The sequence below is a fragment of the Mitsuaria sp. RG genome (genome assembly GCF_028369275.1).
GTDB classification, from domain to species: Bacteria; Pseudomonadota; Gammaproteobacteria; order Pseudomonadales; family Pseudomonadaceae; genus Aquipseudomonas; species Aquipseudomonas peradeniyensis.
This window is the reverse complement of record NZ_JAQMYQ010000001.1, coordinates 57,474-70,449: the sequence shown is the minus strand read 5'-3', so window position 1 is coordinate 70,449 and position 12,976 is coordinate 57,474. Positions and strand designations below refer to the sequence as shown.

Genomic DNA, 12,976 nt, shown 5'->3' with positions numbered 1-12,976 from the left:
GCCGGGGATTCGATTCGTTCGATGAAAACCGGCGGATCAGGCGCGGCGCAGCGCGCGCTGATCGATACGGGCCTGCAAGCGGTAGAGGTAGGCAAAACCCTGTTCCCAACGCTCATGGCCCGACTTGACGTTGATATGTCCGGCGTCGGCCAGCAGCCCGGCCTCGGCGCCCCAGGCCTGGGCCAGGTACAGCGCACGCGGCACGCTCACCGCCGGGTCGTTGTCGGAGCTGACCACCTGGCTGGGGAACGGCAAGGCCTGCAGTGGAATCGGCGCGAAGTTGCGCAGGGCCGGTGCGCAGGTCGGCCGTTCGACATCCGCCGGCGCCACCAGCAGCGCACCGCGCACCCGGCGCAGCAGCTCGGGGCTGGCCTGGGCGGCCCAATGGGCGACCGTGACACAGCCCAGACTGTGGGCAATGAGAATCACCGGCGAGCGTTCAGCGGCAATCGCCTGCTCCAGCGCCTGGACCCAGTCGCGCCGCTGCGGGGTCAGCCAGTCATGCTGCTCGACCCGGGCGCTGTTGGGCAGGCTGCGCTGCCAGTGACTCTGCCAATGGTTGTCTGGCGATCCTTGCCAGCCCGGCACAATCAGGTAACGAATCGACTCATTGCGCATGGGGACGCCTCCGGAAGTTTGCGTGCTTGGGTGCAAGTATAGGGAGGGGGTTATATTCGTAAAGGAATAAGAAGCTATTTATTAATAACTATAAATTCAAAGCCGCAGTGTTCGAACCCTGCGCCTCTCCCCTGTAGGAGCGGCCTTGTGCCGCGAAAGGGCTGCGTAGCGGCCCCGCGATCTGTGCATGTCGCCAATACATTGGGGCCGCTTTGCGGCCCTTTCGCGGCACAAGGCCGCTCCTACAGGGGTATGCATGGCTTTCAGCGGGCATAAAAAAAGGGCCATCCCCTGCCAAGGAAAATGGCCCCTAAGCACTTGCCTGAAGAGGGTATCGCCGGTCAGCGGGCGGTGATCACCGCCAGCTTGCTGATCCCGGCACGCTCGATCGCCGCCATCGCCCGGGCGACCTCGCCGTAGTTCACACCATCGTCGGCCTGCAGCTGCACACGCAGCTCGGCGTCCTTGTCCTTGGCAGCCTTGAGGTTGGTCTCCAGCAAGTCGGGCTGGATCTCGTCCTTGTTGATGAACAGCTTGCCGCTGCCGTCGATGCTCACCACCAGCGGGTCCTTCTGCTCGACCGGGGCCACGGCCTCGGTCTTGGGCAGGTTGATCGGGATGGCATTGGTCAGCAACGGCGCGGTGACGATGAACACCACCAACAGCACCAGCATGACGTCCACCAATGGCGTGACGTTGATTTCACTCAACACTTCATCGCTGTCCTGGGTCGAGAAGGCCATGTCAGGAGGCCTCCTTCACAGGCTGGGTGAAGCCGGTGTGCTGGCGCTGCACCGCCGGGTGCACCAGCACGCGGAAGGCACTCTTCTGCGCCAGGCTGTAGAAATCGTGGGCGAAGTCGTCGAGGTCCGCCGCAGTCAGCTTCAGGCGACGGAGGAAGTAGTTGTAGACCAGCACCGCCGGCACCGCGACGGCGATACCCACGCCGGTGGCGACCAGCGCCGCGCCGATCGGGCCGGCCACGGTTTCCAGGCTCGCCGAGCCCGCCGCGCTGATGCCCTTGAGCGCCTCCATGATGCCCCACACGGTGCCGAACAGGCCGATGAACGGCGAGGTGCTGCCGATACTGGCCACCACTGCCAGGCCGGTCTCCAGCGAACGGCGCTCGCGGACGATCTGCTGGCGCAGGGCGCGCTCCAGGCGATCCTGGTGGTTGATGGCCTGGCTGAGATCACTGGCCTGGCCTGGCTCGCCAACCGCGATCGCCGCAAAGCCCGCCTGGGCGACACGGGCAGCCGGGCCGGGCAGATCGTGGGCGGGCTCGGCGGCGGAGTCGAGGCTGGACGCGGCCCAGAACTGCTGGTGGAAGCGTTTGTCCTGGTTCTTCAGGCGCACGAACTGCACGACCTTGACCAGGGCCAGTGCCCAGGTGGCGACGGAGAAGCCGACCAGCAGCCAGATGACCGCGCTTTCAACGGATTCGAGGGGGGATGCCAACAAGCTCATGATGAAGTCCTTCCTGTATGCGGTCGCAAGTTAACGAAGCTTGAAATCGATCGGTACGCTGACCCAGCCCACCTGGGCCACGTCGCCCTGCTTGGCCGGGACGAAGCTCCAGCGCTTCACCGCGGCCAATGCGGCGGCGTCCAGGGCGTCGCGGCCACTGCTCTTCTGGACCTGGACCTGCCCTGGCTTGCCACTGGGCAGCACTTCCACGCGCAGCAGCACGGTGCCTTCCCAGCCACGGCGCTGGGCCATCTGCGGATACTCCGGCGCCGGATTCTTCAGGTACGCGGCGTTGGCCGAGGCCGGGGTCACTGGCGCAGGCGCGGGTGGCGCGGGTGCCGGCGCCGGGGGTGATGGCGCGGCAACCGGTTTCGGCGGTGGCGCCTCGACTGGCTTGGGCTGCGGCTTGGCCACGGGCTTGGGCACTGGCTTGGGTTTCAGGACCGGCTTGGGCGCGGGCTTGGCAGCCAGTTCGTCGACCACTGGTGGCGGTGGCGGCGGCTGGACCACAGGGGCCGGCGGCGGCGGTTCGACTACCGGTGGTGCGGGCGCGGCGAACTCGATGGTCATGGGCGGAATCTTCGGCGGGATGACCGGCAGCTCAGGGGTCGGCTGGTGGCTGACCCAGTACGCCGCCGCGCCGTGCAGCACCAGCACCAGCAGGCCCAGCACCAGCTTGTCGCGACGCTTGAGGCCGCTGACCGGCGTGCGTTGCAGGCGCAACTGGCCCAGCGGCAGGCGCAGCGTGCGTCCGAGCTCGACCAGGTCACCCGATGCCGGGCGCCATGGCTGGTCGTAGGCCCTGACGGCCGTCTGGACATTGCCCATTGCTAAAACTCCTGGGGTTCTTGATTCAGGTGTGTGGCTGAATCATCGGTGCCAGGTGCTTAGCTCATAAAGAAATGTTTAAACTTAAAATTAGACCTTAATGGAATAATGATTTTCATGGTCTGTCCATAGCCCGCGTCGTTCGCGGCCTGCCGCAGAACAGCTCAAGAATGATGCCTTATAGGCATTCAAAATATTCGTTCAAGGCATCAATTCACCGCGAGGGCTTCGCCCTCGATCGCGGCACAAGGCCGCTCCTACACAAGAGATCGCGGTGCCCTGTAGGAGCGGCCTTGTGCCGCGATGGGCTGCGCAGCAGCCCCGGCAATCTCGCAGGCAATAAAAAACCCGGGACCATGCCCGGGTTTTCCATCACAAGCGCCGGCTCAGATATCCGCCACCTTCTGCCACACCTTCGGCCGGAAGAACAACGTCTCCCCCCGCGCCAGCCCGGTGAGGCTGTCGTGATCCTTGACCACCTCGGCCTCGATCAGCTCGCTCTGCCCTTCCACCTTCAGCGTCACCCGCGTGGTCGCACCCAGCGGACGGATATCGCGCACTTCGGCGGCATGATGCCCCTCGGTCTCATGGCGCGACAGCGACACCTCGTGCGGACGGAACAGCACGTGGTGCCCTTCGCTCAGCGCCAGGCGGTTGGAATCGCCAAGGAAGTGATAGACGAAGTCGTTGGCCGGTTTCTCGTACACCTCGCCGGGCGAACCGATCTGCTCGATCACGCCCTTGTTCATCACCACGATACGGTCGGCGACTTCCATGGCCTCTTCCTGGTCGTGGGTGACGAACACCGAGGTCAGGTTGATGTCCTCGTGCAGCCGCGCCAGCCAACGGCGCAGCTCCTTGCGCACCTTGGCATCCAGCGCCCCGAACGGCTCGTCGAGCAGCAGTACCTTGGGCTCCACCGCCAGGGCACGGGCCAGGGCGATACGCTGGCGCTGGCCACCGGACAGCTGCTCGGGGTAGCGGTCGGACAACCAGTCGAGCTGGACCATGTTCAACAGTTCATGGACCTTCTCGGCGATCTTGCTCTCGCTCGGGCGCTCGCCCTTGGGCTTCATGCGCAGGCCGAAGGCGACGTTGTCGAACACGCTCATGTGGCGGAACAACGCGTAGTGCTGGAACACGAAACCGACGTTGCGATCGCGCACATCATGGCCGGACACGTCCTCGCCGTGGAACACGATGCTGCCGTTGTCCGGGGTCTCGAGGCCGGCGATGATGCGCAAAAGGGTGGTCTTGCCGCAGCCGGACGGGCCGAGCAGAGCCACCAGCTCGCCGCTGTGGATATCCAGGTTGATGTTGTCCAGGGCCTGGAAGCTGTTGAAGCGCTTGCTGACGTTACGAACTTCGATCGACATGAATCATTCCTCCGCGGCGCTGTGGCGCAGGCGGTTAATACGGTTCTCGCTCCACTGCTTGAGCAGCAGGATGAAGAGCGCCAGGATCAGCAGCAGGCTGGCCACGCTGAAGGCCGCGACGTGGTTGTACTCGTTGTAGAGGATCTCCACGTGCAGCGGCAAGGTGTTGGTGACGCCGCGGATATGGCCCGACACCACCGACACCGCGCCGAACTCGCCCATGGCCCGGGCGGTGCACAGCACCACGCCGTAGATCAGGCCCCATTTGATGTTCGGCAGGGTGACGTGCCAGAACATCTGCCAGCCGTTGGCGCCGAGCAGGCGCGCGGCCTCCTCTTCTTGCGTGCCCTGCTCCTGCATCAGCGGGATCAGTTCACGGGCGACAAACGGCACGGTGACGAAGATGGTCGCCAGGACGATGCCCGGCAGGGCGAAGACGATCTGGATATCGTGATCCTGCAGCCACGGCCCGAACAGGCCTTGCGCGCCGAACATCAGCACGTAGACCAGGCCGGCGATCACCGGTGACACCGAGAACGGCAGGTCGATCAGGGTTACCAGCACGCTCTTGCCGCGGAACGTGTACTTGCTCACGCACCAGGCGGCGGACACGCCGAACACCAGGTTCAGCGGCACCGAGATGGCCACGGCCAGCAGGGTCAGCTTCAATGCCGACAACGCGTCGGCCTCGAAGATCGCTTCGAAGAACGTGCCGAAGCCGTTCTTCAGCGCCTGCGACACCACGATCACCAGCGGCAGCGCCAGGAACAGCGCGAAGACGATCCAGGCCAGGGTGATCAGCACCCGGCGCGAGGTGGCGCTGCTGCGTCGGGCGGCGTTGGCGGCGGCGGTTGCGCTCATGGGTTGACTAGACATTGCCGGCCTCCTTCAAGGGGTTTCGATGCGTCGCTGCAGCAGGTTGATCAGCAGCAGCAGGATGAAGGAAACCACCAGCATCAGCACGCCGATGGCGGTGGCGCCGGTGTAGTCGTACTGGTCGAGCTTGACCATGATCAGCAACGGCAGGATCTCGGTCTTCATCGGCATGTTGCCGGCGATGAAGATCACCGAACCGTACTCGCCCACGCCCCGGGCGAAGGCCAGGGCGAAACCGGTCAGCCAGGCTGGCAGCAAAGCCGGCGCCAGCACATGACGGAACACCTGCAAGGGCTTCGCACCCAGGCAGGCGGCGGCCTCTTCCACTTCACGTGGGATGTCGGCCAGCACCGGCTGCACCGTACGCACCACGAACGGCAGGGTGACGAAGGTCAGCGCCAGGGTGATGCCCAGGGGGGTGTAGGCGATCTTGAAGCCGAGGTCGGTGGCGAACTGCCCGACCCAGCCCGCCGGGGCGTACAGGGCGGTCAGGGCGATGCCGGCGACGGCGGTGGGCAGGGCGAACGGCAGGTCGATCATCGCATCGATGATCTTGCGCCCGGGGAAGGTATAGCGCACCAGCACCCAGGCCAGCAGGGTGCCGATCACACCGTTGATGATGGCGGCGAACAGGGCGGTGCCGAAACTCAGTTTCAGCGCGGCGATGACCCGTGGCGCGCTGACGATATTCCAGAACTGCTCCCAGGTGAGCTGCGAGGCATGGATGAACATGGCCGCCAGCGGTATCAGCACGATCAGGCTGAGGTACACCAAGGTGTAGCCCAGCGTCAGCCCGAAGCCGGGTATGACGGGGGAAATGCGACGTGACATAAAGGTCCCTGGTTGAACGCACGAAGCCCGGAAAGGCTCCCGGGCTGGTGCTAGCTTCTGAATCCCGGGGCTGCTGAGCAGCCCTTTCGCGGCACAAGGCCGCTCCTACAACAGCACGCGATTTCCTGTAGGAGCGGCCTTGCGCCGCGAAAGGGCCGCACAGCGGCCCCGCTTTTCCCTGGCGTTTACTGTGCCTGATAGATCTGGTCGAACACCCCACCATCATTGAAGAACTTCGGCTGCGCAGTCTTCCAGCCCCCGAAGTCCTTGTCGATGGTCACCAGGTCCAGTTTCGGGAACTGCTTGCCGAATTCGGCGGCGACCTTGGCGTCACGCGGACGGTAGAAGTTTTCTGCGGCGATCTTCTGGCCAGCCGGGCTGTACAGGTGCTTGAGGTATTCCTCGGCGATCTTTTCGTTGCCCTTCTTCTCAGCGTTCTTGTCGACCACCGCCACCGGTGGCTCGGCCAGGATCGACAGCGAAGGCACGACGATCTCGAACTTGTCGGCGCCGCCGTCCTCCTTCAGCGCCAGGAAGGCCTCGTTCTCCCAGGCCAGCAACACATCGCCCTGGCCGTTGTTGACGAAGGTGATGGTCGAGCCACGGGCACCGGTATCGAGCACCGGCACGTGCTTGAACAGCTCCTGCACGTAGGCCTTGGCCTTGTCTTCATTGCCGCCGGCCTTGAGGCCATAGGCCCAGGCGGCGAGGAAGTTCCAGCGGGCGCCGCCGGAGGTTTTCGGGTTGGGGGTGATGACCGAGACGTCCTTCTTGATCAGGTCGCCCCAGTCCTTGATGCCTTTCGGGTTGCCCTTGCGCACCAGGAACACGATGGTCGAGGTATAGGGGGTGCTGGCGTCCGGCAGGCGCTTCTGCCAGTCCTCCGGCAGGGTCTTGCCGAGCTTGGCGATCTCGTCGATGTCGCCGGCCAGGGCCAGGGTCACCACATCGGCGCGCAGGCCGTCGATCACCGCGCGCCCCTGCTTGCCCGAACCACCGTGGGACTGCTGGATCTTCACCTTGTCGCCCGGGTGAGCGGCCTGCCAGTGCTTGATGAACTCGGCGTTGTACTGCTGGTACAGCTCGCGGGTCGGGTCATAGGACACGTTCAGCAGTTCGTAGTCCTTGGCGATCGCGGAACCGGCAAAAACGGCACTGGCCAGGGCGGCAAGCGCATAACGGCGGATGGACATGGTGAAGCTCCCGATTGGCATTTTTCTAGTTTTTGAAGTGATGCGGTGTCAGCCGGACTTGTTGCCGGGCTGCTGCAGGCGGAACTTCTCCTTGCGTTCGATCTGCACCACCTGGGCGTTGTGCACGGTGATCTCCACCGCGCCGAAGCGCAGGTCGCGCAGCGCGCTCTGGATTTCACGCAGAATGGTGGCTTCGTCCTGACCGTCGATGCTGCGCAGAGATGCACTCATGCTCGTTCTCCTGTGAGTAAGGGTGCCGGGCAGAGGTTTGAAGGGGATTTGCGCCTGGCTTGAAGGCAATAGTAGTGAGGCGCGGATATTCTTAAAAATACTGTTTAAGAATGTTTATATAACCAACTTTAGGTAGATACCCTGTAAGAGCGGCCTTGCGCCGCGATGGGCTGCGCAGCAGCCCCGACAATTCTGCAAGATGCCCAGATCCTGGGGCTGCTACGCAGCCCATCGCGGCACAAGGCCGCTCTTACAAGGGTCAATGTGGTCGCGGAGTTTTGTCCTCGGGCTCGCGGATCTTGTACCAGGCCACATACAGCGCCGGCAGGAACAGCAGCGTCAGCAGCGTTGCACTGATGATGCCGCCAATCATGGCGTAGGCCATCGGCCCCCAGAACACTTCCCGGGCGATCGGGATCATGCCCAGGCTCGCCGCCGCCGCCGTCAGCAGGATCGGCCGACGGCGGTGATTGGTCGCCTCCACCACCGCATCCCAGGGCGAATAGCCCTGCTCCTCGAACTCGTCGATCTGGGTCACCAGGATCACCGAGTTGCGGATGATGATACCGGCCAGGGCAAGAATCCCGAGGATCGCCACAAAGCCCATCGGCGTGCCCGTGGGCACCAATGCCAGCACCACGCCGATCAACCCCAGGGGCGCGACGCTGACCACCAGGAACAGCTTCTGCACGCTGTGCAGCTGGATCATCAGGAAGGTCGCCATCAGGAACAGCATCAGCGGGATCACGGCGGCGATCGGCCCCTGGGCCTTGGCGCTCTCTTCCACCGTACCACCGGTGGCCACGTCGTAGCCCACCGGCAGCTTGCCGGCGAAGTCATCGATGCCGGGCTTGAGTTCGGCTACCAGGTCGGTGGGCTGGATGTCACCGACCACCGAGGCCTTGATGGTGATGGTCGGCTTGCGGTCGCGGCGCCACACCAGCGGCTGCTCCTGCTCGTAGCGCACGGTGGCGAAGGCCAGCAGCGGGATCGAGGCGCCGCTGGGCGTGACGATCTGCAGGTTCTGCAAGGTATCCGGCGAGCCGCGTTCGCTGTCCTCGGCGCGGGCCACCACGTTGACCAGGTAGATGTTGTCGTTGACCTGGGTGACCGGCACGCCGCTGACGATGCTGTTCATCACATTGGCCACGTCCTCGGACGACAGGCCCAGCTGGCGCGCCTTGTCCTGGGCGATCTCGATGCGCAGCACCTTGCCGGGCTCGTTCCAGTCGTAGATCATCTCGCCGATGTGTTCGTTGCTGTCGAGCAGGGTCGCCAGCTCGATGGCATGCCGGCGCACCTGGTCGATATCCTTGCCGCTGACCCGGTACTGGATCGGTCGACCCACCGGTGGACCCATCTCCAGCGACTGGACGTTGGTACCGATACCGACGAACTCCTCGTGCAGCAGCTTCTGCAGGCGCTGCATCATGCCCTCGCGCTCCTCGAAGCCCTTGCTGACGATCACCAGCTGGGCGTAGTACGGGTTCTGCAACTGCTGGTCGAGGGGCAGGTAGAAGCGAATCGCGCCCTGGCCGATGTAGGTACTCCAGCGCGCCAGGTCCGGGTCGTCCTTGATCCTCGCCTCCAGGCGGTCGACGACCTTGCGCGTTTCCTCGATCGAGGCGTTCTGCGGCAGGTTCAGGTCGACCAGGATCTCCGGCCGGTCCGACGACGGGAAGAACTGGTTCTGCACGAAACGCATGCTGAAGATCGACAGGGCGAACAGCAGCACCGTGCCGATGATGGTCAGCCAGCGGTGGCGCATGCACCACAGCAACCCGCCCTCGAATGCCCGGCCGACACGCCCGGGCTCGGCCTCGTGCGCCTTGAGCTTGCTGCTGCTGAGAATGTGCACACCCAGCACCGGTGCGAAGAACACCGCCACCACCCAGGACACCAGCAAGGCCACGGCGATCACCGCGAACAGGGTGTAGGTGTACTCGCCCGCGGAGCTGGCATTAAGACCGATCGGCACGAAGCCGGCCACCGTCACCAGGGTGCCGGTGAGCATGGGGAACGCCGTGGAGGTGTAGGCGAAGGTGGCCGCCTGCTCCTTGGTCTCGCCCATCTCCAGGCGCGTGACCATCACCTCGACGGTGATCATCGCGTCATCCACCAGCAGGCCCAGGGCGATGATCAGCGCACCAAGCGAGATCCGCTGCATGGTGATGTCGCTGTATTCCATGAACACGAAGACCATGGCCAGCACCAGCGGGATCGAGCAGGCCACCACCAGCCCCGCGCGGATGCCGAGGCTGACGAAGCTCACCGCCAGGACGATCACCACGGCTTCGAACAACGCGCTGGTGAAGCCGCCGACCGCCTGCTTGACCACCACCGCCTGGTCGGACACGTTGTGCACGCCAACGCCCACCGGCAGGTCGCGGACGACGCGGTCCATCCGCGCCTTCAGGGCCGCGCCGAACACCTCGATGTTGGCGCCGGCCTTCATGCCGATCGCCAGGCCGATGGCGGTCTGGCCGTTGAAGCGGAACATCGGCGACGGCGGATCGACATAGCCGCGCTCGATATCGGCGATGTCGGCCAGGCGGAAGAAGCGGTCGTTGATGCGCAGGTTCACCGTCTGCAGGTCCTTCTCCGAGGCGAACTGCCCGGTGGTGCGCACCGAGATGCGCTCGGGCCCGGCCTCGATCACCCCGGCCGGGGTCACCGCGTTCTGCTGCTGCAGGGCCTGCATGGCCTGGCCCTGGTCGATGCCCAGCGCGGCCAGCTTGCGGGTGGAGAAATTCAGGTACAGCACTTCGTCCTGGGTACCGATCAGCTCGACCTTGCCGATATTGGGCACTTCGCGCACTTCGGCCCGCGCCACCTCGACATAGTCGCGCAGCTGGCGCAGGGTGAGGCCGTCGGCGGTGAAGGCGTAGATCGAACCGAACACGTCACCGAACTCATCGTTGAAGGCGGGCCCCTGGATGCCTGCGGGGAACTGTCCGCGGATGTCCTGGATCTTCTTGCGCACCTGGTACCAGATCTCGGGGATGTCCTTGGCCTTGGTGGTGTCGCGCAGGTAGACGTAGACCGTGGATTCGCCCGGGCGGGTATAGCTTTTCACGTAGTCGAGCGAATCGAGCTCTTCGAGCTTCTTCTCGATGCGGTCGGTGACCTGATACAGGGTCTCGTCCTGGGTGGCGCCGGGCCAGCGGGTCTGGATGACCATGGTCTTGATGGTAAAGGACGGGTCTTCCTCACGGCCGAGGTTGAAGTAGGAGAAGATCCCCATCAGCAGGCCGACGAACATCAGGTACCAGACGAAGGACTGGTGCTTCAGCGCCCACTCCGAGAGGTTGAAGCTTCCTTTCATTGCGCGTCCTCGTCGAAGGTGACCTTCTGGCCGGGCTTGAGGCTGTTCACTCCAGCGGTCACCACGCGCTCGCCGGGCTGCACGCCGGAGGCCAGGACGATGCTGTCGGCGGTACGCTCGATCAACGCGACGTCACGGGTGGCCACGGTTTTCTGCTGCGGATCGACCACCCACACCTGGGTCTTGCCGTCACGTTCGAGCAGCGCGGTCAGCGGCAACTCGCTGCGCGGGCTCACCGCCGAGGTCAGGGTGACGCTGACCGCGGTGCCCAGGTGGAAGGCATCGGGCGTGCTGGTCAGGGTCAAGCGGGCGCGACGGGTACGGGTGGTGGCGTCGGCCTGTGGCTCGAGCTCGCGCAGCGTGGCGGTGGTATTGATGGCTGGGTCGAGCTGCGAGGCGACGGTGAAGGTGAGGTCCTTGTTCAACTGTTCGGCGAGCGGAATCGGCAGGTCGATCACCGCCTCCTTGACGTCCGGACGGGCCAGGGTGACCACGGCCTGACCGGCGCTGACGGTCTGCCCCGCCTCGGCCTGCCAGGCGGTGACCACCGCCGCATGATCACTGCGCAGGGTGCTGTAGCCGAGCTGGTCGCGGGCCTGGCTGACCGCCGAGCGTGCCTGCTCCAACGCGGCGCCGGTGGTCTTCAGGTCGGTCTGGGCGATGTCCAGCTGGGCCTGGGCGCCGACTCCACGGTCGTACAGCTGCTGCTGGCGGCGGGCATTGGCCTGGGCGTTGATCCATTGCGCCTGGACCTTGGCCAGGTCGCCTTCGGCGGCGCGCAGCTGGTTTTGCTGGTCGGTAGGGTCGAGGGTGGCCAGGGTGTCGCCAGGGCTTACCCGGGCGCCGACATCCAGCCAGCGTCGGGCAATGCGTCCGGACACCCGGAACCCCAGGGTGCTTTCGTAGCGGGCCTGGATGGCGCCGGCAAAGCGGCCCAGCTGCGACTGTACCTGCGGCTCGACCAGCGTCGACAGCACCGGGCGTATCGCCTCAGGCGGCGCCTCATCGCCCCCGCAGGCAGCGAGCATCAGGCTGGCGGACACTATCAGCAACTGACGTTTCATGGTGCAGCCCCTCCGTCCTTGGCGCTGACCTTCTCGACCTGCATGCCCGGGTGCAGCAACTGCCCACCGCCCACCACCACGGTCTCGCCGCCCTTGATACCGTCAGCGATCACCACCTTGCCGGTGAGGTAGCGCGCCACCTGGACCTTGCGCAACTCGACCTTGTCGCCCTCGCCCACCACCCACACCGCCGGCTCCTTCAGCGCCTTGGTCAGCGCCGACCACGGCAATTCGATGCTGGGCCGGCCCTGAGTGTTGCCGGTGGCCGTGACCGGTGAGCCCAACTGCATGCCCGCCGGCACGTTGCGCAGCGCGACCTTGACCTGCACCGTGCCGCTCTCGGCGGACACCGTCGGAGTGATCTCGCGGACCCGGCCCTCGGCCTTGATCGCCGGGTTGTCCAGCAAACTGACGACGACGCCCTCATCACTGGGGGACTTCACCAGCAGCGATTCGTAGACATTAAACACCGCGTCACGGTCGCCATCGACCGCCAGGCTGAAGATCGGCATGGTCGCCTGCACCACCTGGCCAACCTCGGCCTGGCGCGCGGTGATCACCCCGTCGGCTTCGGACACCAGCGCCGTGTAACTCAGCTGCTCGTTGGCGTTGGCCAACTGCGCCTGGGCGGCCTTCAGCGCGCTCTGGCTGCTGCGCAGCGCGGCTTCCGCGGAATCGTACTCACTCTGGCTGGTGTAGCCCTTGGGCAGGAGCTTCTGTTGGCGCACGAACGCGGCGCTGGTCTGGGTGACCCGCGCCTGCTCGGCGAACACCTCGGCCTTGGCCGAATCAACGGTGTTCTGCAGGTCCTTCGGATCCAGGCGCGCCAGCACCTGGTTGGCCTTGACGTGGTCGCCGACATCGACGCCGCGGGCGATGATCTTGCCGCCTACGCGGAACGAAAGGTCGGTCTGCACCCGCGCCTGCACGTCACCGGTCAAGGTGACCCGGGCGGCAAAGTCGGTGGGCTGCACCTGTTGCACCGCGACCCGGGGCAATACCGGGGCAGCTTCTTCCTTGCCACAGCCCGAAAGCATGAACAGCAGCCCCAGGCAAACGACCATCGGCGGACGCGTTACCGTCATGCAGGCTCCTTGCTTCGACAAAGGGTGAGAGGGATGCGTTTGAAGCGTAGATCAGGGATGGACAAACGACACCGATGTCGGC

At 65.0% G+C, this 12,976-nt stretch carries 12 protein-coding genes; all 12 read right to left on the bottom strand.

The features are described 5' to 3' along the window. Positions 1-36: 36 nt before the first annotated feature. Positions 37-618: an alpha/beta hydrolase gene (locus POF53_RS00310; RefSeq protein WP_203649611.1), complete on the bottom strand. Its 582-nt coding sequence runs from the start codon at positions 616-618 to the stop codon at positions 37-39. Between the two features lie 341 nt (positions 619-959). After that, the gene (locus POF53_RS00305; RefSeq protein ID WP_028688526.1) at positions 960-1,361 is read right to left on the bottom strand and encodes an ExbD/TolR family protein; all 402 of its coding nucleotides are present in this window, start codon (positions 1,359-1,361) and stop codon (positions 960-962) included. Between the two features lies 1 nt (position 1,362). Continuing rightward, a complete protein-coding gene (locus POF53_RS00300) occupies positions 1,363-2,085 on the bottom strand; it encodes a MotA/TolQ/ExbB proton channel family protein (RefSeq protein ID WP_028688527.1) in 723 nt (240 codons plus the stop codon). A gap of 30 nt (positions 2,086-2,115) precedes the next feature. Further along, the gene (locus POF53_RS00295) at positions 2,116-2,913 is read right to left on the bottom strand and encodes an energy transducer TonB (RefSeq protein ID WP_498965809.1); all 798 of its coding nucleotides are present in this window, start codon (positions 2,911-2,913) and stop codon (positions 2,116-2,118) included. A gap of 386 nt (positions 2,914-3,299) precedes the next feature. Beyond that, a complete protein-coding gene (locus POF53_RS00290; RefSeq protein ID WP_011536261.1) occupies positions 3,300-4,289 on the bottom strand; it encodes a sulfate/molybdate ABC transporter ATP-binding protein in 990 nt (329 codons plus the stop codon). A 3-nt stretch (positions 4,290-4,292) separates the two neighbouring features. Then, the gene (gene cysW, locus POF53_RS00285) at positions 4,293-5,165 is read right to left on the bottom strand and encodes a sulfate ABC transporter permease subunit CysW (RefSeq protein ID WP_234560613.1); all 873 of its coding nucleotides are present in this window, start codon (positions 5,163-5,165) and stop codon (positions 4,293-4,295) included. A 12-nt stretch (positions 5,166-5,177) separates the two neighbouring features. Beyond that, positions 5,178-5,996, bottom strand: a complete 819-nt coding sequence (cysT, locus tag POF53_RS00280) for a sulfate ABC transporter permease subunit CysT (protein ID WP_110734244.1) — start codon at positions 5,994-5,996, stop codon at positions 5,178-5,180. Positions 5,997-6,181: 185 nt separating this feature from the next. Continuing rightward, positions 6,182-7,189, bottom strand: coding sequence for a sulfate ABC transporter substrate-binding protein (locus POF53_RS00275; RefSeq protein ID WP_186732399.1), 1,008 nt, complete (start codon positions 7,187-7,189; stop codon positions 6,182-6,184). 48 nt (positions 7,190-7,237) lie between these two features. Then, positions 7,238-7,420 (bottom strand): sulfur starvation response protein OscA, encoded by a 183-nt coding sequence (gene oscA, locus POF53_RS00270; protein WP_016489716.1) that lies wholly within the window; start codon positions 7,418-7,420, stop codon positions 7,238-7,240. A 259-nt stretch (positions 7,421-7,679) separates the two neighbouring features. After that, positions 7,680-10,745: an efflux RND transporter permease subunit gene (locus POF53_RS00265; RefSeq protein WP_232854994.1), complete on the bottom strand. Its 3,066-nt coding sequence runs from the start codon at positions 10,743-10,745 to the stop codon at positions 7,680-7,682. Beyond that, positions 10,742-11,809 (bottom strand): efflux RND transporter periplasmic adaptor subunit, encoded by a 1,068-nt coding sequence (locus tag POF53_RS00260; protein ID WP_203649600.1) that lies wholly within the window; start codon positions 11,807-11,809, stop codon positions 10,742-10,744. Before POF53_RS00260 ends, POF53_RS00265 begins: the two co-directional genes overlap by 4 nt. Next, the gene (locus POF53_RS00255; RefSeq protein WP_203649598.1) at positions 11,806-12,894 is read right to left on the bottom strand and encodes an efflux RND transporter periplasmic adaptor subunit; all 1,089 of its coding nucleotides are present in this window, start codon (positions 12,892-12,894) and stop codon (positions 11,806-11,808) included. Before POF53_RS00255 ends, POF53_RS00260 begins: the two co-directional genes overlap by 4 nt. Positions 12,895-12,976 lie beyond the last annotated feature (82 nt).